This window comes from Methanoregula sp., assembly GCF_050010295.1.
In the GTDB taxonomy this organism is placed as follows: domain Archaea; phylum Halobacteriota; class Methanomicrobia; order Methanomicrobiales; family Methanospirillaceae; genus Methanoregula.
The window spans coordinates 12,510-32,688 of the sequence record NZ_JBEKLH010000005.1 but is presented as its reverse complement, the minus strand read 5'-3'; the positions used below and the strand labels follow the sequence as shown (position 1 = coordinate 32,688).

Sequence of the window (20,179 nt, the reverse complement as noted above, 5' to 3'; positions counted from 1 at the left end):
CCTGTTTTCGCGGAATTGAACGGGTTGTTTCAAAATTTGTCTCAAAAAATGACTATCAGGGAAGATCCTATAAAAGTCCCCGCTCAACTCCCTGACCGGTGAGGACTATTCCCGTCTTGGAAGACTCAGAGAGTTTGTTTATGGCCGGGGAAGATCTTGAGCGGATCTGGTGTGACTACCGCCAGGCAAAAGAGTACGGTGTACGGGATCTATCCGGTGCTGATTATCGTTCCGGGATGCAGTGCCCGGCGTCCGGATGCTTCCGTTGCGATTGTAACGGGTGCTACTATGCGGATTTTATCAGGGCCTACTGGAACGGTCCCCATTGCGACTGATGTCTCCGACACCCCGTAGTCCGGCAGGACAAGCGCCGGTGTGTGCGGCCATTACAGGCAGATATGATGAGGCAGTCCGGCATGGTGATACGAATCTCCAGAGGGCATGAAAGAACCATGACAGGTCCGGTGATTCCGGAAATCCGCGGGCAGGATACAAATCCGGGTAGCGTTGGGAATTCACCGGCATCTCCGCATCCGGTCGACCGGGAGACTGATGCCGGTCCCATGCAGGGAGGCAGAGCAGACCGTTGCGGGGTATTCCCGAGGTGGCCCGATGGAGGATGTTGACCGGATAAAAAAGGATCTGGAAGAGCAGACCCGCCTGGCAGAAGAGCGTCTTGAGCGCCTGAAATATCTCCAGGCGGATTTTGACAATTACCGGAAATGGTCGGAAAAGGAAAAAACGGCGATCATCGCACTTGCCAACGAGAACCTGATCAAGGACCTCCTCGTCATCCTGGACGATTTCGACCGCGCTCTCCCCTCTCTCCAGGCCGAGGAGAACCGTGAAGGGATGGGGATGGTCTACCGGAAACTGCTCAAGATTCTTGGAGAATACGGGCTCATACCCATAGAATGCGTAGGAAAAAAATTCGACCCGAACCTCCATGAGGCCCTGTGCCGCGAGGAGTGCGACCGGGAACCCGGGGTGATCCTTGAGGATTTCGGGAAAGGCTACCAGTTGCGTTCAAAGGTGATCAGGCCATCGAAAGTAAAGATTGCAGAACATGTTTCACGAAAGGAAGGTGAGGAAAATGGGTAAAGAGAAGATTATCGGAATTGACCTTGGGACATCGAACAGCGAAGCTGCTGTCATGCTTGGCGGCAAGCCTACAATTATCCCTTCGGCGGAAGGTGCGACCGTGGCCGGCAAGATGTTCCCGTCCTATGTGGCGTTCACCGCAGACGGCCAGCTCCTCGTGGGCGAGCCGGCCCGGAGGCAGGCGGTGAGCAACCCGGACGGCACGGTGACTGCAGCGAAACGGAAGATGGGGACAAGCCATTCCTACCGGATCTATGGTAAGGAATACACTCCCCAGCAGATCTCGGCGTTTCTCCTGCAGAAGATCAAGCGGGACGCAGAGGCATTCCTCGGTGAAACGGTGACGAAAGCCGTGATCACGGTCCCGGCATATTTCAATGACAACCAGAGGACTGCCACCAAGGACGCGGGGAAAATTGCCGGGCTCGACGTGGTTAGGCTCGTGAACGAACCTACTGCCGCGTCCATGGCCTACGGCCTCGACCGCGGCGGGGAATATAAGATCCTCGTATTTGACCTCGGCGGCGGCACGCTGGATGTGACCATCATGGAATTCGGCGGCGGGACGTTCACGGTCCTGGCCACGTCCGGTGATACCCAGCTCGGCGGTACCGACATGGACAATGCGGTATTCGAATGGGTGGCCGAGGAGTTCAAAAAACTGGAAGGCATCGATTTACGAAGCGATAAGATGGCAGTCAACCGGGTCAAGGAAGCTGCCGAGAAGGCGAAGATCGAACTTTCAACGGTACTCGAGACCGAGATCAACCTCCCGTACGTTTCTGCAACCCAGGCGGGCCCGAAACACCTTTCCATAAAGCTGAGCCGCTCAAAGCTCGAACAACTCGTGGAACCTATCATACGGCGGTGTCTCAACCCCTTCGAACAGGCCCTGAAGGACGCCGCACTCACCAAGGACGGTATCCAGAAAGTCATCCTTGTCGGGGGCCCTACGAGGATGCCTATCGTCCAGAAATTCATCGAAGACCATATCGGAAAGAAAGTCGAGCGGGGGATCGATCCCATGGAATGTGTTGCTACCGGCGCGGCCATCCAGGGGGCTATTCTTGGGGGGGAGATCACCGATATGGTCCTCCTGGATGTGACGCCCCTGACCCTCGGCCTTGAAACGCTCGGCGGTGTCAGGACAGCCCTGATAGACCGGAATACCACGATCCCGACGAAAAAAAGCCAGACATTTTCTACGGCTGCCGATTTCCAGACCTCGGTCACGATCCACGTGTTACAGGGCGAACGGCCCATGGCAGCCGACAACGTGAGCCTCGGGCAGTTCAACCTCGTCGGCATCCCTCCTGCCCCGCGCGGGATCCCCCAGATCGATGTAACATTTGACATCGATGCATCGGGGATCCTCAACGTGTCTGCAAAAGACCTTGGCACCGGCAAGGAACAGAAGATGACGATCACCGCTTCGACCAAGCTGGCAGACAGCGACGTAAAGAAGATGGTGAATGAGGCAAAGCAGTTCGAGGAACAGGACCGGACGCGAAAAGAAGAGGTAGAGGCGCGCAACACTGCCGATACGCTCATCTATACCGCGGAAAAGGCGAAATCCGATCTTGCCGGTAAACTCGGTACCGACCTTGTCGAGCGGCTGAACGCGGCCATCGTCGCGCTCAGGGCCGCGATGGAAGGCAAGGATACCCCAAAGATCAAGTCCGAGACAGAGAAACTCCAGAAGGTTCTGGGCGAGGCCGGGTCTGCCGCGTACCAGCAGGCGTCGGCGCAATATGCGCAGGAACATGCGGGACACGAGGAGCAGGCCGGGCCATCCGGCGGACAACCGGGCCAGGAGACGACCGGGCCGGGCGGAGAGAAGGTTGTCGATGCGGATTTCAAGGTCAAGGATGAGAAGTAGTCCCGGTCCCGCGCCATGGCACAAAAAGACTACTATGAACTCCTTGGCGTGAAAAAGGACGCATCGCAGGAAGAGATCAAAAAATCGTTCCGGCACCTCGCCCGGAAGTACCACCCGGACCTCAACAAGGGCAGCAAAGAAGCAGAGGAGAAGTTCAAGGAGATCAACGAGGCCTACCAGATACTGGGCGACCCGCAGAAGAAAGCCCAGTACGACCAGGTAGGCCATGCCGAATTCAGACCCGGCGACTCTTCCGGATATACCGCCCCCAGCTACGATGACCTCTTCCGGGACTTCGGCCTCGGCGATATCTTCGATGTTTTTTCCCGGTCCGGGGGAAGGACAAGGAAGAGGGCCGGGGCCGATCTCCGGTACGATATCAGTATCTCGCTGGCCGATGCATTCTACGGCACGAAAAATACGGTCGAGGTCCCCCATGATGATGAATGCAAGACCTGCCACGGGACCGGTGCCCAGCCCGGTTTTGTGCGCGTATGTCCGACGTGCGGGGGGAAAGGGGAGATTCGGAATATCCAGAAGAGCGGCGGCCGCCAGATGGTGAACATCACGGTCTGCCCGTCATGCCGTGGTGACGGGAAGATCGTGGACAGGCCGTGCGAGTCATGCCGGGGGAAAGGGATGATACAGAAAACCCGGCGGATCGAAGTTTCGATACCCCCGGGGGTAGAAGACGGGCAGTTCCTGAGGATTGCCGGCGAAGGAGAAGCCGGAGAGAACCAGGGGCCGCCGGGCGACCTGTATGTGGTCGTCCATGTGAAAAAACATGATATTTTCGAACGGCAGGGGGCTGATCTCTACAGTTCTGCGACTGTAGGTCTTGTAACGGCATTGCTCGGGGCCGAGATCACCGTTCCCACCATTACCGGAAACGCGCTCCTCCGGATCCCCGGCGGCACCCAGAGCCACACCCTCTTCCGGCTCCGTCAGCAGGGAATGCCGTATATGAACTCAGACAACCGCGGGGACCTTCTCGTAAAAGTTGTCGTGAAGATCCCGGAGAAGATAACAAAAAAACAGGAGGAGCTTATCAAAGAGGCATTTATCGGTGCGAAATAAAAAGCAGTCTGCCGGGGGACTCAGGAAAGCGATGACCGGACCCAGCCCTGCCGAAAAGGATGAGAAAATGAGCGATAACGGACTCTGGAGAGATCCTGTCTTCCACTCCATGAGCATATAATTTCAGGTGTCATGAGGATGACCCGCCCCCCCCAGGGGAGGAGGCCCAAGGGTTGTCTGCGCTAAAATGTCCCTGACGGGTACGATCGCTTAAAAAAATATCCGGTGGGAGCATGTGAACTCTTCCGTCTGCCGCCCGTTTCAGGTTTTGTTTCAAAACCTGAACATCAGGAAATGTTTGATAATCTTACCCATGATATCAGTCGCTGATGGGAAGTCAGGAACAGGAACATGCCGGAAGTCCCGCTTGTCACCGGAATTCCCCGGGGCCGGAAAACAGCTGCCGATTCTCCAACCGGTGACTTGGCGCCATCCGGCACCTAGGGCATAAGGAGGCGACAGCATTATGGTAAGGATATACTACCGCTCAATTTTTGACGAACTCGAGGATATGAGGAAGTACATGGACTTGTTACTCCGGCAGGCCTACGAACCGTCAGGCGCAATGCTCCTGCCTGCTGCGAACGACCCCGGCACCAAGATGTTACCGGTACAGCGGCGAAGCCTGCGGGTGGACGTTGCTGAGTACGAGAATGAAGTTGTGGTCACCGCAGACATGATGCCCGGCGTGGACAAAAGGGACATAACAATAAATCTGATCACACCCCGCTCTCTCGAGATCTCCTGTGAACGGAATGAAGAGAAGAAAGAAGAGAACGTAGGGTACTCTCTGCACGAACATGGTTTCGGCGCCATGATCCGGATCATACCCCTTCCAAAAGCCGTTACCCGGGAGGGTGCGGATGCGAGTTTCAAAAACGGTGTGCTGGAAGTGCATCTGAAAAAGTCGACCGCAGAACCGAAAGGAACGATAACCATTACCTGATGTTATCTGTGCCGGGCCGGATGCACAGGAGGATGGCGGTGAATAACCCCTGTCCGGTATTTCATAAAAAACGGAGCCCCGGTATGAGATAACGGCGGACTACATCGGTACTCCCACTCCGTTGTCCCTGTTTTCGTTTCATTATTTGTTTCAAAATCTGAAGCACAGGCAATACTCTATTAAATTCATTCTGTATAGATCCCGTCAGAGAGGACAATTCTCTCCTGTCAGAAAATAGTTCGAGAAGGTAGAAACCATGGAAGCAGACAAGATGTATTCTTTGCCGGACCTCCCTTATGCTTACAATGCCCTGGCCCCGCATATCAGCGAGGACCAGTTGAAGCTTCACCACCAGAAGCACCACATGGCATATGTGAATGGTGCAAATGCCGTACTGGAGAAACTGGACAAGGCACGAAAGGAGAACGCGGACCTCGACTTCAAGGCAACGCTCAAGGAATTGTCCTTCCACGTCGGGGGCTTCAAACTTCACACCCTGTTCTGGGAAAATATGGCGCCGGCGGGAAATGGCGGGGGCGGCCAGCCCAAGGGGGAGCTCCTGAAAGTCATCAACGGCGAATTCGGGAAGTTCGAACGGTTCAAAAAAGAGTTCACCATGACCGCGACGAGTGTCGAAGGGTCAGGGTGGGCTGCCCTGACGTTCTGCAGGAAAACCCGCAGGCCCCTCATCATGCAGCTCGAAAAACACAACGTGAACCTGATCCCCGGTTTTGAGGTTCTCCTGGTCCTCGATGTCTGGGAACACGCGTATTATCTCGACTACAAGAATGACCGGGCAAAATTTGTGGAGGCGTTCTGGAACATCGTGAACTGGGATGCCGTGAACAAGCGGACAGAGATGCTGCTGAAAAAATGAAGATCCCATGGAAGATCCCGTTTGAGAGTGAGGAGAGATAATGCCAGAATTTGTAAACCCGTTCAGCGGAAAGATCCCGGAGCGCCTCCTGACCCTGCAGGAACTCATCAGGGCGATACGCCTTGACCTTGCTGCAGAGCACGAGGCGGTCCATACGTATATGGCCCATGCCGAAGCCACGGACAATGCCCTCGCAAAAGCCGTTCTCATCGACATCGCGAACGAAGAACGCGTGCATGCAGGAGAATTTTCGCGCCTCATCTCCCTCCTTACCGGGGACGAGGATGCGTTCCTGAAGGAAGGGGCCGCCGAAGTGGATGCTGTGGTACTGGAAATTGCAGCACCTGCAAAGGAACCGGCACCGGAGAAAACTGAAACGACCATCGGATCACTGAAACCCAGCTGAGAGGTGTATAAAATGGACAATAACTATCTGGAACGCGAATCGGCCCCGATCGGGCCGGAGACATGGAAGCTGCTCAATACCGTCATGATCGAAGCTGCCAAGAGCCAGCTCGCCGGCCGGAGGATAATCGATATCGACGGTCCGTTCGGGTTCGGGCTCAAGGCCATACCGCTCAGTGACTGCGAACTTGAAGAGGGGATATCCGGAAGTACATTCATACCGGTGAACCTGATCAGGTCCGGGTTTTCCTTGGGCAAACGGGACCTGGCCTCCTTCGAGAGGGACAAGCTTACGCTCGATACGACCTGCGTGGCCGCGGCAGCAATCGACTGTGCAGCAAGCGAAGACCGCATGATATTCCAAGGTATACAGGGCATGGCCGGGCTCCTTACTGTCGACGGAACAAGCTCGCTGACGCTCACCAAGTGGGACAAGGTCGGAACGGCAGCGGACCAGGTCATAGAGGCGGTCACGAAACTGGACGACGCCGGGTTCCACGGTCCATACTGCATGGCACTTGCCCCGGCCCAGTACAACCTGCTGCTGCGCCGGTACCCCCAGGGCGACGGGACGGAACTGGACCATATCCGGGGTATCGTGTCGGAAGGGGTCGTGAAGGCACCGGTCCTGAAAAAAGGCGGGGTCATCCTCGCATCCGGGCGGCAGTTCGTATCGCTCGCAATCGGGCTTGACATGACCATTGGCTATAACGGGCCTGCCGGAGACGACCTCGAGTTCTACGTGGCCGAAAGCCTTGCACTCATGATCAGGGCCCCGGGAGCGGTCTGCGTACTGAAGTAGGGGAAAATCATTCATAACCCGCGATGAGGTGGTGACTGGAATGGCTATCGGACTCAAGGAACGTCTGAAAAAATTTGAGCAGGAACACGAGATCTACGTCGATGCCCAGGACCTTCTGAATTACTGGATGATCACAGCCCGTATCCCGAAAAAAGGGAACGGCGTGCATAGTACTCATTACATGCGGCAGTTCATCACTGCCCGCCATGAAACCGGTGTCGTCATCGTCCTCCCTGACCCGGAAGTCTACATGACGTACTCGGTCGAGGACTGGGGCAGGCTGGAATCGATCGACGATTTCGTGGACAAAGCCCTCCCCCGGATCCTTGCCGACAAGGAAGAATCCGATGCCGGAGCGCAGGAAAGCTGTGGAAAGAGCTGTGGTTGAAACCCCCTAATATGGAAACGACAACATTACCCCGGTCGTCGAGACGCGTGCTGGAAATAATCAGCACCCGCGGCGAGATGAGTCATAAAGACCTCATGGAAAAGACACGGTATTCATCGCATACCGTGCGCAACGCGTTGAAGATACTGAAGGACCAGCAGTTGATCATCAAGAAACTGAACTCCCGTGACCTTCGCCAGATCATTTACCTTGACCGTTCGGTCCGGGATGACGGTTCCCTGGACAACGACCGCTGGAGACCCGGATGATACGGATGATGGAGAAACGGCATGGACAAATTTGAAGAAATGATGCAGAAGATGCAGAAGATGAGTGAGGCTGACCGAAACAAGGCGATGGCCGATGCACGTTCCCTGTGCACGTGCCCTGCCTGTCCTACCTCTACGGACTGCATGGAAGGAAAACATGAAGCGCTCTTCTGTGCAGTCGGAAGGACCGGTTGTGCCCTCCCGCAAAAAAAGGCCTGCATCTGCCCGACATGCCCCATCACGCCCATGATGGGACTCAGGAATTCGTACTATTGCATCATGGGAACCGAGATGGATCTCCGGAACAGGTGATTCTTCGACGGGAATGAGGAAAAACGGCAGCCACGCCGATCAGTTGCCGGAAAAATGTTCACGCAACTGAGGCAACCGAGGCCGGTCTCATGAAAGTGACAATTGACAGGATAAACTGTGTCAGCTGCCAGAGCTGCTGGGAAACCTGTCCGGATTTTTTTGAAGAAAATCCTGACGATTCATTCAGCCAGATTACCAGTAAGTACCGGCTGGACGGGAAGATCGCGGAAGGTACCGCTCCCGCGGAACAGGAAGAGTGCGTTATGAATGCAGCAGACCTCTGTCCTGTACAGATCATCAGACTCGAGCAATGACACCGTCACCATGACTGCAGACTATGACCTGGTTATTATCGGGACCGGCGCCGCCGGCACATCCGCAGCCGCAGCCGCGGTGCATATGGGGGCTGCCCGCGTGGCGATGGTGGAACGCGGCCCGCTCTGGGGTACCTGTGTGAATGTCGGGTGCATACCGAGCAAATTTTTACTGACCCTTGCCGGCCACCACTATTACCGGGGTGACCAGCAGCGCAATTACGGAGTCGACCGCCAGTTTGACCTCGGTGCGGCGCTGGCCGGGAAAAATGCCCTTATCGAACGGCTGAAGGAGGAGAAGAAGGACCGGTTCCTCGATCGTCTGGGTATCGAGCTGGTGAAGGGAGAGGCCGCTTTCCTGTCACCCGGGAAGATCCGGGTGGGAGACCGTACGCTCATCTCCGGCAGATTTATTATCGCGACCGGCTCCTCGCCATCCCTGCCACCCGTAAAAGGGATGGGGTCGGTCCCGTACATGACCAGCGTGGAAGCGCTTGACCCGGAACGTATCCCTGAGTCACTGGTGGTGATCGGGGGACGGGCTCTCGGCCTCGAGTTTGCCCAGCTCTATCGCCACTTCGGGGCGGATGTTACCCTCCTCCAGCGGAGTCCCCGTATCATCCCGGAAGAGGAACCGGAGATCTCCGATCTTCTGGCAGAATACCTCAGGCAGGAAGGAGTAGTGATCAGGACCGGCGTTAACCCGGAAAGCGTTGAGAAGAGCGGCGATCAGATCATGACAACAACGACCATCAATGGAAAACCAGAGAAATTTTCAGCGGAATGCCTCCTGCTTGCCACCGGCCGCACCCCGAATACCCAGGAGCTCCATCTTGAGAATGCCGGAGTATCAACGATGAAGAACGGGGCGGTTATCGTTGACGCAAGCATGAGGACGACCTCTGCCGGTATCTGGGCGGCAGGAGATGTTACCGGGGAGCCGATGCTTGAGACTGCGGCACGGAAGGGTGGTGAAATTGCAGCAATAAATGCCTTCTCAGAACTGAAACGGTCATTCGATCGGTCTGCGCTCCCCCATGGAATTTTTACCAGTCCGCAGGTTGCAAGCGTCGGGATGACCGAAGACCGGGCCACCAGGGCCGGTTTACCGGCAACTGCCAGGAACGTGCGCATGGACGTACTTGCAAAGCCATCGATTGTCGGAGACGCCCGTGGCATGGTCAAAATTGTGGCCGATGCGGCCAGCGACCGGATCCTGGGAGTCCATATCTGTTCCCCTCAGGCAACCGAGATCATCCAGCAGGGGGTGCTTGCAATCCGGCACCGGCTGGGTATCCAGGATCTCATTGATGAGATCCATACATTCCCCTCGTTGTCCGAGATCATATCAGTCTGTGCCCGCGAGTTCCGTAAGAACCCTGAAAAGGGCTGCGAAGTGCCGACGTAAAGTCCGGACACGGTGCGGTGTTGCGGGTTGTCGTCCCGTTCTTGATGGAAGTTATTTTTACAGGAAAAAATAGTGAGATATTTTCCGCTGATCCAATCATGTCCTCTGTTTTTACAGAACTGGTACCGGATGGAAAAAATTTCAGCTATAATTTCAGCTATTACAGAAAATTAACCGGCACATCTACCCTTATCCTATACAAGCGGGTTTGGCTGCTGGTCGCCAAGTGCGGGAAGTTTTGTCGACTTGATCAGAACCTGCTCATCCGAACATCGAATCTTCTCGATGAGAAGTGCTTTTCCCTTTTTTGTGATGGCAAAGATCGGTATGGCAGTCCCGGCCTGCATCAGCGCCTTCGGGCCTGCTGTTTCCCGGATTGTCTTTGAGGCACAGGTAGTGACAAGATCCGATGATGAGACAAGCGTTTCGGCCTCTTCCCGGCTGAGGCCGGTGACGTGTACGGCGAAGATAAGAGTGTCCGGATGGATCTCCCGGATCACCTGAGCCGATGCAGGGGAAGCGACCGTGACAGCAATCTTCCGGAACCCTTTTTCGGCGGCAAGTGCAACCCCGGCGACCTGATCCATTGCGGCATGTTCCCGGTCGAGGACAAACCCTCCGTTCTGCTCGATCCTGTCCATCACCGGAAGATAAGGTGACGTACTGACCAGCCCGGACATCCTGCCGCCGATGCCCTGCACAAGCGCTGGCTTTGTTACGACAACGGTCCCCGCTCCATCGCAGGCGAGCACGACTGCGTCGAGAAGACCGGTCGCAAGGGCGGTACTGAGAATCTCGGACGCGCCAAACCCGACAAATTCACGGTTGTCCAGAACTTCCCGGTCGGGAGTGCACATGCCAAAGGCCCTGATACGGTGTTCGATATTTGCTTTCACGGACTCCTTCCTGATATCCGGGATCGGATAGGCAAACCGTCTGGCAAGGGGACAGTCCCTGATCTGAGCTTCCCCGACTTCGACAACCCTTCCGTCGCGGATAACGATGCGGCTCCTGCCAATAGCCTCGATGATATGTTCGTCTTCGTGAGACATACACGCACTCCGGTACAGATTATGCTATCCGGCGCTTAAGGAATATCGTAAACCGGCAATACCATGAAACCGCGGGATCTGGCAACACATATGACTGAACAGGGACGATAGTTCTGTATGGATGAGCGGCCGCGGTTTATCGAGATCGACACTGCCCGCGGGATCGCGATCCTCATGATGGTGCTCTTCCACACGCTCTTCGATGTCAGTTTTTTTTCCATTGCGCCGGTCGACGTCTCGACCGGTTTCTGGCGGTACTTTGCCTACGCGACTGCGACCCTATTCCTCCTGATCGTGGGGGTCTCTCTTGTCGTCAGCCACGACCGTGCTGCCGCAAAACTGTCCGGATCAGCCCTCACAAAAAAGTTCCTCCTGCGTGGGGCGGGCATCTTCTCACTCGGCCTCCTGGTCACGGCAGCAACGTGGCTGTATCTCGGCGAGGGCTTCATTATCTTTGGTATCCTGCACCTGATCGGGGTGTCAGTGATGCTCTCTCCGCTCTTTTTCCGGTTCGGGAGATATAACCTCATAATCGGGTCCTGCTGTATTCTTGCCGGGTTTTTCCTGACCGGTATCTACGGCCCCTGGTGGCTGCTGCCGTTTGGCATCCACCCGGCAGGCTTTACCTCGGTCGACTATACCCCGCTTTTTCCCTGGTTCGGGGTCGTCTTGGTCGGAATAGGGATCGGGGACTTCCTGTATACCGGCGGTGTGCGGCAGTTCGCGGTACCCCGCCTTCCGGATCTTTTCAGCGCACCACTCGCTTTCCTGGGCCGGCACTCGCTCCTCATCTATCTCGTCCACCAGCCGGTCATCATCATCCTGCTCGGCATGGCGACGGGCACGAACATCCTGTGATCTTTTAAAAATCCGTTGGGTTTTTCCGGTAATTTTCCTTTCGTGATATTTTCCGGACGAACCTTTTGTCCACGTCATCAGATGCGTGTGAACCTCATCACCCTTTCAACCAGGTTTAAAAAAATTCCTGGCGGGACGCCGTTCTTCCGGTCTTCCCAAAAAAGGATTTTTTGCTCTGTAGAAATGCTCAGATATTCTACGACGCTCTTGGGTGCTGCGGCATATAATGCCTCCGCCCCCGCCGCTGTGGCAGCTCGAAAATGTCGAAACATTTTCTCGAGCCTGCCATGCCTGCGGCGATGGCAGCATCCCCCATATTGGGATAGTCCCTCAGAAGGTTGGTGAAAAACCCTGATAAAATGAAGAGATGAAAAAGGGGGGCAAGGGGAGTGCTCCCCTTGCGTTGCCTCCCCCTCTGGGGAGCCCGCTGTTCCCGAAGGGAAGAGTGGGCTGGAGAAGAACTCATCAGAGTTCTTCGACTTGAGAGAGAGGGGGTCACGCTCGTAACGGGATGAAAAATTGTACCGGATTACAGGAAAAAAATGGGATTTCAACAAAGCCAATTTTTTGGGTTCATTCCGTGCCAGGAATTGAATAAATTATTTACCCAGACCCGGCAGATTTGCATGGTAACAAAGGGAGTGGATCTCGTATGATGAATTCTGTTTTCCGATTTTTTTTAAAAATGATTTCACGGGTCCGGGTGACCGTATGAAACCTGGGTATATTCTGCCCGTCCTCATCATTATCGTTCTCGGTGCTCTGCTGGCGGCCGGGTGCTCATCACCGGTAAACACACGGTCTGTAAACACGATGCCTGCCCAGCGTAATCCTGCGGCATCGTACCAGGTCACCATCAAGCAACCGGAAGAAACCTCAGACTATGTCCACACGGATACCGACATCTACAATATCGGCGAAGTTGTCGAATTTTATGTCTCGAATGACGGTACCGGCGTACTTGACTGTTCCGGGAACCCCCCGTCATTCTCGGTACAATTCCAGTCAATTACCGGGTCATGGGTCACCCGCATGGGCGCAGAACCGCCCGGCACACCAAATAAGTCTGTCCTGCGGCCCGGGGAATCCACCCGTATCTACCGGTTTGTAACTACCGGCTGGGATCCGGAACGCTACCGGCTGGTGTCCGACTGCGGGGTGATGCGGGAGATTATTGTCCGCCCGGTCCCGGTACCTGCAGGATTATCCGTGACTGGCCCGGACATGAACGGGACCCTGAACACGACTCCCGGCATCGCGGGTAACGGCGAGACAGCATAGTGACCTGCTCTGGTTTATCCTGATGGGCACCAGGAACTATGAAAATTCCATGATCGCTCCCGTCCTCTTACGGGGGGTGTCGGTGCCGGGTTGATGGTGCCGGGTGTTGCCCTGATCCTGCTCTCCCAGTAACAATTCCTTAAGGAAAACCGGCTGACGGAATTATCGGTTCTGGAGAAATCCTATTTGATCGCATGATTCGCTTACAATTTTCGACGGTTATGAGTGTGACCCCTCTCTCTCACGTCGAAGAACTCTGATGAGTTCTTCTCCAGCCCACTCTTCCCTCCGGGAACAGCGGGCTCCCCCAAGAGCGTTGAGAGGATTTATGAGGATTTCTCCAGAGCCGATTTATTCCTCTTTCACAAACAATGGCACATCCCGGAACAATTCTGTATCAAACACACCACGGTCCGTGATGCGTAATACAGGAATCACGGTGAGGGATAAAAACGAGAGGTACATGAAGGGGTCAGCTATCCCGCCCATCCTTCCGGTCATTTCAGCGAGTTTTTCCTGTTGTCCGGCCACAAGCGGGAACGGCAGGGAAGACATCAGCCCGGCACAACTGAGGGGGAGTACTGCCTTTTCCTGATCAATAACTGCGGCCATTGCACCCCCTGAACGAATGACTTCCCCGATCGCCGAGAGGATAGCGGCATCGCCCGTCCCGACAGCAACGAGGTTGTGGGCATCGTGGGAGATACTACTGGCAACAGCACCGTGCTCGAATCCAAACCCGTGCACGAGGCCGACACCGACTGCATCGTTACCGTACCGGTTACAGACAACAACTTTCAGGATGTCGCGGGACAGGTCCGGGACATCCTTTCCGACAACAGCACGGGTCAGGGACTCCGTAATGATCTGGTGAGGGACAAGCCCGATCACCCGGGCGCTGCCGCTCCCTTTGATCGCGATCTCTTCAGCAGACGGCATCCGGCACCGGAATGAGGACGGGGGAGCGGCAGGCTCCAGGAACTCCCCCTGAACGAGGGGGATACCGGACCGGAAGACCTGGTGCACGACGAACCTGTACGGGCTGTCGATAACGCAGAAATCCGCCCGGCGCCCCGGGACGAGCGCCCCGCGATCGGGAAGGCCGAACCGCTCGGCAGCCGACAGGGTCGCCATCCGGATCGCCAGTTCCGGCGTAATCCCGCACGCAACCGCCTTCCGGATACAGCGGTCGATATGCCCTTCTCCCACGAGAAGATCCGCATGGCAGTCATCAGTGGCAAAGCAGCAGCGGGATACCGTTGCCGGGGTTACTATCGAGATGAGCTCTTCGATATTCTGTTCGATTGATCCTTCCCGGATAAAAATATACATCCCTTTTTTGAGTTTCTCACATGCTTCTGCCCGGGTCGTGCATTCGTGATCGCTCTGGAACCCTGCAAGGATGTAGGCGTTGAGGTCTTTGCCGGAAAGGAGCGGTGCGTGACCGTCGCGAAGAGTGAAGAGGGCGAGTTTTTCCTGAATAGCCGGATCACCTGCAAGAACTCCCGGCACGTTCATCATCTCGCCAAGACCGATGACTCCCTTGCACCCGGTAAACGGTGCGAGGTCCGCGGCCTCCAGCACCGCCCCGCCCACGTCCAGCGGGGTTGCAGGGACGCAGGACGGGAGCATATACAATATGTCGATATCGGCTCCGGCGCTCTCGGCGAGCATGAACTTCAGCCCCTCTGCCCCTGCGACATTAGCAATCTCGTGCGGGTCAGCGACGACCGTAGTCGTGCCATGCGTGGCTGCGAGCCGCGCATACTCCCTGGGTGCGAGAAGCGAACTTTCGATATGGGCATGGGCATCGATCAGGCCGGGGACGATGTACAAACCGGCAAGATCATATTCTTTTTTCCCGGCATAGTCCCCGATTCCCAGGACAAGGCCGTCTTTCACTGCGAGACTGCCCTCTTCCCATGTGCAGGTGAACGGATTAAATATCCTGGAATTCCTGAAAACGGCATCCGCAGATATCCGCCCCCGGGCTGCATCCAGTATCTTTTGTATTCGGCTTTGCATGAGATCACACAACAATATCGCGTATTACGGCCGTTTTGCGTTCCCCGTTCTGGATGAGGTACACATACAGTTTGTACTGGCCGGACCCGATCTGTGCGGGAAAAAAGATGGTATTTTCGCCCTTATTCAGGATAACCGGCCCTTCAATAACCGTAAACTCCTGCTGGTGCAGGTCCTGGATACGGTACACGGTCACCTGTATATAGCCATCGGAGGGCCCGGTATTATCCGTTACCCGGATAGCCAGCGTCCCGTTCCCGTATGACACATCCCCCACAGAAACAGAGATACACCCGCATACCAGCAGGACGAGGATTAAGACGGACGTGGTCGCTACCGGACGGGAAACCCGGGCATTCATGATCCAATCATAAACCCCTAACCATAAAATATATGGCGGAATGATGACACGAACATCAATCATATCTCCGTTCCGTAAAGCGTTAAGTGATCCTGGTAAGGGTTCCGGCACTCCGGAGCTCTTTTGGATTCCGGAGAGAGGAGAAGAAGACCTTATGGGGTTGTGACAGAGTAAAAAAAGCACCCCTTTTTTCTGACGGCATGGTTCTTTTGAGACTGACTGCACGGTTTTTTAACCGTATCCCGGCTGGTGCGGGTGCAATGCACCCGCAGAAATTCCGGGAAACTGGATAGAAGGGAGTATTTCAGCTGACTTTGAACCGCTGGTTTACTTCCATTGCTTCGCGGGAGACGACACTGACTTCTGTGATCATGCGGGAAATTTCATCAATGGCAGCCGATGACTGTTGCGTCGAGGCCGCAGACTCCCCGGCTTCCTTGGATGTCTTTTCCACCATCTGCGCAACTTCGGAAATACTTGCTGTTATCTCCTGGGTCGTGGCAGCCTGCTCCTCAGTTGTCGCGGCTACATCCGCCACACTCTTGGCTACTGCTTCAACGGCCTGTGCAATCTGGCTGAAAGCGGTCAGGGTCTCTTTTACCATGGTATTGCCCTGGCTGACCATGGCCGATGACTCCACCATTGCCTGTGACGCCTTGCGACTCTCTTCCCTGAAACCAGCAATCATCTTGGTGATCTTATCTGCTGATAAGCGGGACTCGTCGGCAAGCGATTTCACTTCTTCGGCTACGACAGCAAAACCTCTGCCTGCGTCCCCGGCCCGGGCTGCTTCGATCGCGGCATTGAGTGCAAGCATGTTGGTCTGGCTCGAGATATCCGTAATGACATCCACGATGGCAGTAATCTCCCCCATCCTGCCGTCAATATGGGTAACGATCTCGGAGACCCTGCCGCTCGATCCGGCAATGTCCTTCATGCTGGTCTCAACATTTTTGGCAAGCCGTGCTCCTGCATAGGAGAGCTCGTTGGCTTTGGCCGAAAGACTTGCAGCATTATCCATGTTAGTCGTGATGTCCTGAATCGCAGAGCTCATGTCGCTCACCGCTTTCAGGATCCCGTCGACGCTCCGTGATGCATTCTCGGAGTTCTCGCTGACCTTGCCGGTATTCCGGGCGATCTCCTGAATGCTTTCCGAGGCGTCGCGGATTCTGGCCGCGGCCTGTTCTGCCCGCCTTGTGAGCTCCTCCATCCGCATATTGACATCCCGGACATTCTCTTCGAGGTTCGCAACTATCCCGCTGACCGCTTCGTGGAGCCGTGCGACCTGCTCGTAGGTGGCGCGCGTGTCCTTGTCGGGTTCGGTAAGAAGGTACTGGGCAGAGATATCGCCCTGGGCTATAAGGCCGTACGTTGCAATCAGGCGCTCCACTTCATGCTCCATGTAACGCTGTCCCTTTACGATCTGCGTGACATCGACATACACGCCCATGAATCCACGGATGTTGCCTTCCTTGTTGAGCAGAGGAATAGTATAGGCATCGAAGACCTTTTTCCCGGACGGCATCTCGATTTCCATCCGCCCGAATGCCCGTTGTTTTGTCCTGACCGCTTCCTTGATGCCGTGGCCTTCGGCTTTTGTCACTTTGAAGTCGTGGGCATTCATCGCAGTGACCTTGTCCTTGTTATACCCGGAACATTCAAGGAATGCCGGGTTGACCATCAGGATGTTGAATTTTTCATCGTACCGGACGATTGGGACCGGGTTCTCGTTAAAGAGAGCTGCAGCTTCATCTTTCTTCCTGAGTGCCTCGCCGTATTTGTTTATAAGCCGGTTGATGGCTTGCACCCTGCGGGCTGCACCGGGAGGGAACCTGCGCTCCGGAACACGTGCGTTGGTATCGCCTTTGAGAACCTGTTCAATAATGCTTTCTTCACTGGGGTACATGGTCTGTCACCTGATTATCCATAACATCCGGGTTGGCCTCATTGTGCTGGTGGCCGCGACGGGCCTGATCCTCCGAAGGCACGCATCGGCTACGCAAGGGGAACGACCTCGCCGATGTCTTTGACCAGGTGCCGGATATCGATCCAGATGATCAGCTCGTTTCTCTCCTGTTCCTTGTCCTTTACCTTCTTTTTGATGATCCCGAGGATCGCTCCATCATCCTCCACATCCGCTGCGGATGTGGAATCGATGTCCTTTGTATCGAGGGTGGAAACCGACAGGACATCGTCCACCATGATGCCGGTCTTGGCCCGGGTGATCTTCTCGTCCAGGACAATGATACGGCTGTTCTCCTCATTTGTCTCACTTCCTCCATGGATATGCAGGCGATCTTTGAGATCGACGATGGTCGTTATCTCACCGCGGAGGTCGATGATCCCTTTCATGTAAGAAGGGGTGTTGGGAAGTTTTGTGATGGTAGTATATTCCACCACTTCCCGTATATCGTAGAGATCGACGGCATACCGTTCCTCCCCGAGCAGGAATTCCACGACCTGGAGGCTGCCCTTTGTGTACCTGTTTTCCGGTTGGGCCCGAGTCGGTACTGCTTCCGGTTGTGCGGCCCGGGGGTCTGGCTGCGCAGGTGCGTCATCTTTTCTTTCCCTTGCTGGTTTTGTCATGATGCTCCATGCCCATTCAGCACTTGAACCGGGAGATTTCCTTTGTTACCTGATCTACGATGGTGTTGACATTTCCTATGACCTTGGTGATCTGGTCGATTGCAGCAGACGACTCCTCGCTCGCAGCTGCAGAATCGGTCGACTCCTTTGCCGTGCTCTGCATCAGCAGGCCGACTTCGCTGACACTTGCGGTCACTTCTTCCACCGATGCAGCCTGTTCTTCGGATGCAGCTGCAACTTCGGTAACATTCCTACTGATCGCGTCGATGGAGGAGACGATCTTGTTGAAGCTTGCGAGAGTGTCATGCAGTGCCGCACTGCCTTCCCTGACACCGGTGTTTGCAGCCGAAACCGCGTCCACCGCGTGGTTGGTCTGCTTCTGGAGGTTGTCGATCATCTCGGCGATCTTCTCGGCAGAAGCCCGTGACTCGACCGCGAGTGATTTGACCTCGGTTGCGACGACCGCGAACCCGCGGCCTGCGTCTCCTGCCCGCGCTGCTTCAATGGCTGCATTGAGGGCAAGCAGGTTGGTCTGGTTTGCAAGGTCGGTGATCAGGTTGACGATCTCGCTGATCTTGTCCATCTGTCCCTTGATCTCAAGGATGATCCGGTTTACATCACTGGACGAGCGGGTGATGCCCTGCATGCCGGAGTCGGTCTTCTGGGCAAGCTCCATGCCTTCCTTACTGTAGGTGGTCGTATCGTCAACGATCCTTGCCACTGCTTCGGCTTTGTTTGCGACCTCCTGAATGGTGCGTGAGAGGTCTTCCATGGCTTTCTGGACCTGCTCAATGCCCTGCGTGGTCTTATCAGCATTGGCGCTGACTGCTGCCGCGTTCTTGGCAACCTGCCCGGCTCCTGCCGCCACCTCCTCGACGCTGGCATTTGCCTCTTCGGCGGAAGCGGCGAGGTCGGTCACCTGCGTGCTGATGCCCCGCATCGCCTTTGAGACTTGCTCGCCGATGTCATTGAGCGAAGTCTTGAATTTTTTGAATTCTCCCCGCATTTTGACCGATTCGTCAAACCGGGCGATGAAGTTGCCTGCGGCATATTCCTCGGATATGCGCATCCCTTCGTTGAGGGGGGTGACCACGCTGTCAAACGTCTTGTTGATGCCGGCAACAATCTCCCAGTACCCGCCCTTAAACTTGTCGGCATCACCGCGGACATTGAGTTTTCCCTCGACGGCAGCGATGGACATCTTGTTGGACTCCTCGATGACTGCCCGGAGGGTCTCGATCATCTTCTTGATGGGCGGGACGATCTGGTCCGTGTCATTCCGGGGCTTGAGGTTCCGCGAGAGATCACCGGCAGCAACCATGTCCATGGTGCCGAGAATGTATTTCTGGAACTCCACAGCAAACTTGTCGAGGGCATCCGCCATCTCGCCGATCTCGTCCTTGCGGTTGAGATTGAGCCTGTTGGAGAGGTGGCCCTGGTGGATCTCCTTGATGTTCTCTTTCACTTTGTCAACCGGTTCTGCAATGCTCCGCGTCAGGAAAAGGGCGATCAGGACTGAGACTATGAGCCCAATCACCGTTGCAATGAACAGCAGCAGGCTGGCATTGGTATACACTCCCTGGTTGGAACCGGAGAGGTCACTTGCCTGATGGATCTTGAGATCCATCAGCTGTGAGAGGGGCAGGTTTACCTGCTCCATCGCGTTGGCAGTCCTCCCATCTTTTTGGACGGAAGATAGTGCGACAGTTGTTTTACCGGAATCCACGTTCGTGATCACTTCGGTCACTGAGGACGTATACTCTGCGTATGCAGAATCATAGAGGGCCAGCTGGTCCTTTTCCTCCTGGGTGAGCGGAAGTGCCCGGTATGCATTCATATTCTTTTTGGCAGTATCCAGATCCGCGTTGAGCGTTGTTAACGATGCAGCCCGTTCATTCGGAAGCAGAATATAATTGTACACATTACCCTGCACTCCCAGGAGAGCGGCATTTGCATTGTTGAGGTAATCGATCGGGAGAAGTTCTCCGTTATACATCTCCTTGTCCCGGTCATTGATGGCACCCATGCTGGTGTATCCCGCAAACGCTACAATAATCATAATGGCGGTTACGACGAGAAAGCCGCCAATCATTTTTTTGCTGAGTTTCATGTCGTCAATGAATTTCATTTTCTCCTCTCCATTTTTGCTGTAGTGTGCCGTAATCAGTAAATGATTCTGTATTTTTTTCGTGCTTTTTGCGCTGCCGGATTTTCAGTCCCCCGGTGCATGTACAAAAA

Annotated in this window: 21 protein-coding genes; 15 read left to right on the top strand and 6 right to left on the bottom strand. The window is 55.3% G+C overall.

Annotation, left to right across the window (positions count from 1 at the left end):
* The first annotated feature begins 140 nt into the window (after window positions 1-140).
* The 13 genes from ABSB80_RS07985 (at window position 141) to merA (ending at window position 9,778) form a co-directional block, all read left to right on the top strand.
* Window positions 141-335 carry a hypothetical protein gene (locus ABSB80_RS07985; RefSeq protein WP_428369879.1) on the top strand — a complete coding sequence of 65 codons (195 nt, stop codon included), beginning with the start codon at window positions 141-143 and terminating at the stop codon, window positions 333-335.
* 277 nt (window positions 336-612) lie between these two features.
* The gene (locus tag ABSB80_RS07980) at window positions 613-1,101 is read left to right on the top strand and encodes a nucleotide exchange factor GrpE (protein WP_428369877.1); all 489 of its coding nucleotides are present in this window, start codon (window positions 613-615) and stop codon (window positions 1,099-1,101) included.
* The gene (dnaK, locus tag ABSB80_RS07975; RefSeq protein WP_428369875.1) at window positions 1,094-2,980 is read left to right on the top strand and encodes a molecular chaperone DnaK; all 1,887 of its coding nucleotides are present in this window, start codon (window positions 1,094-1,096) and stop codon (window positions 2,978-2,980) included. The genes ABSB80_RS07980 and dnaK overlap by 8 nt, the downstream gene beginning before the upstream one ends.
* 15 nt (window positions 2,981-2,995) lie before the next feature.
* Entirely contained in the window at window positions 2,996-4,057 is a 1,062-nt protein-coding gene (dnaJ, locus tag ABSB80_RS07970; RefSeq protein ID WP_428369873.1) for a molecular chaperone DnaJ, read from the top strand.
* A 466-nt stretch (window positions 4,058-4,523) separates the two neighbouring features.
* Entirely contained in the window at window positions 4,524-5,003 is a 480-nt protein-coding gene (locus ABSB80_RS07965) for an Hsp20/alpha crystallin family protein (protein ID WP_428369871.1), read from the top strand.
* A 256-nt stretch (window positions 5,004-5,259) separates the two neighbouring features.
* Window positions 5,260-5,880 (top strand): superoxide dismutase, encoded by a 621-nt coding sequence (locus ABSB80_RS07960; RefSeq protein ID WP_428369869.1) that lies wholly within the window; start codon window positions 5,260-5,262, stop codon window positions 5,878-5,880.
* 40 nt (window positions 5,881-5,920) lie between these two features.
* Complete coding sequence (locus tag ABSB80_RS07955) at window positions 5,921-6,286, top strand: ferritin family protein (RefSeq protein ID WP_428369867.1); 366 nt, start codon at window positions 5,921-5,923, stop codon at window positions 6,284-6,286.
* Between the two features lie 12 nt (window positions 6,287-6,298).
* On the top strand, window positions 6,299-7,087 hold the full coding sequence (locus ABSB80_RS07950; protein ID WP_428369865.1) for a family 1 encapsulin nanocompartment shell protein: 789 nt from the start codon (window positions 6,299-6,301) through the stop codon (window positions 7,085-7,087).
* Between the two features lie 40 nt (window positions 7,088-7,127).
* Window positions 7,128-7,475, top strand: a complete 348-nt coding sequence (locus ABSB80_RS07945) for a hypothetical protein (protein WP_428369863.1) — start codon at window positions 7,128-7,130, stop codon at window positions 7,473-7,475.
* A gap of 11 nt (window positions 7,476-7,486) precedes the next feature.
* Entirely contained in the window at window positions 7,487-7,744 is a 258-nt protein-coding gene (locus ABSB80_RS07940) for a MarR family transcriptional regulator (RefSeq protein WP_428369861.1), read from the top strand.
* 21 nt (window positions 7,745-7,765) lie between these two features.
* A complete protein-coding gene (locus tag ABSB80_RS07935; RefSeq protein WP_428369859.1) occupies window positions 7,766-8,056 on the top strand; it encodes a DUF2769 domain-containing protein in 291 nt (96 codons plus the stop codon).
* A gap of 89 nt (window positions 8,057-8,145) precedes the next feature.
* A complete protein-coding gene (locus ABSB80_RS07930) occupies window positions 8,146-8,370 on the top strand; it encodes a ferredoxin (protein ID WP_428369857.1) in 225 nt (74 codons plus the stop codon).
* Between the two features lie 10 nt (window positions 8,371-8,380).
* The gene (gene merA, locus ABSB80_RS07925; RefSeq protein ID WP_428369855.1) at window positions 8,381-9,778 is read left to right on the top strand and encodes a mercury(II) reductase; all 1,398 of its coding nucleotides are present in this window, start codon (window positions 8,381-8,383) and stop codon (window positions 9,776-9,778) included.
* Window positions 9,779-9,972: 194 nt separating this feature from the next.
* Here merA and ABSB80_RS07920 read toward each other — a convergent pair whose 3' ends face one another.
* A complete protein-coding gene (locus ABSB80_RS07920; protein ID WP_428369853.1) occupies window positions 9,973-10,830 on the bottom strand; it encodes a methanogenesis marker 8 protein in 858 nt (285 codons plus the stop codon).
* Window positions 10,831-10,947: 117 nt separating this feature from the next.
* On the opposite strand from ABSB80_RS07920, the gene ABSB80_RS07915 reads away from it, so the two are divergent.
* A complete protein-coding gene (locus tag ABSB80_RS07915) occupies window positions 10,948-11,688 on the top strand; it encodes a heparan-alpha-glucosaminide N-acetyltransferase (protein ID WP_428369851.1) in 741 nt (246 codons plus the stop codon).
* Between the two features lie 711 nt (window positions 11,689-12,399).
* Window positions 12,400-12,969, top strand: a complete 570-nt coding sequence (locus ABSB80_RS07910) for a hypothetical protein (protein WP_428369849.1) — start codon at window positions 12,400-12,402, stop codon at window positions 12,967-12,969.
* A gap of 351 nt (window positions 12,970-13,320) precedes the next feature.
* Here ABSB80_RS07910 and ade read toward each other — a convergent pair whose 3' ends face one another.
* From ade to ABSB80_RS07885, 5 genes are all read right to left on the bottom strand, one after another.
* Complete coding sequence (ade, locus tag ABSB80_RS07905) at window positions 13,321-14,994, bottom strand: adenine deaminase (RefSeq protein ID WP_428369847.1); 1,674 nt, start codon at window positions 14,992-14,994, stop codon at window positions 13,321-13,323.
* A gap of 4 nt (window positions 14,995-14,998) precedes the next feature.
* Window positions 14,999-15,355 (bottom strand): hypothetical protein, encoded by a 357-nt coding sequence (locus ABSB80_RS07900; RefSeq protein WP_428369845.1) that lies wholly within the window; start codon window positions 15,353-15,355, stop codon window positions 14,999-15,001.
* Between the two features lie 304 nt (window positions 15,356-15,659).
* The gene (locus ABSB80_RS07895) at window positions 15,660-17,261 is read right to left on the bottom strand and encodes a methyl-accepting chemotaxis protein (RefSeq protein ID WP_428369843.1); all 1,602 of its coding nucleotides are present in this window, start codon (window positions 17,259-17,261) and stop codon (window positions 15,660-15,662) included.
* An 89-nt stretch (window positions 17,262-17,350) separates the two neighbouring features.
* Window positions 17,351-17,941, bottom strand: coding sequence for a chemotaxis protein CheW (locus ABSB80_RS07890; protein ID WP_428369841.1), 591 nt, complete (start codon window positions 17,939-17,941; stop codon window positions 17,351-17,353).
* A gap of 16 nt (window positions 17,942-17,957) precedes the next feature.
* Window positions 17,958-20,069 carry a HAMP domain-containing methyl-accepting chemotaxis protein gene (locus ABSB80_RS07885; RefSeq protein WP_428369839.1) on the bottom strand — a complete coding sequence of 704 codons (2,112 nt, stop codon included), beginning with the start codon at window positions 20,067-20,069 and terminating at the stop codon, window positions 17,958-17,960.
* Between the last annotated feature and the right edge of the window lie 110 nt (window positions 20,070-20,179).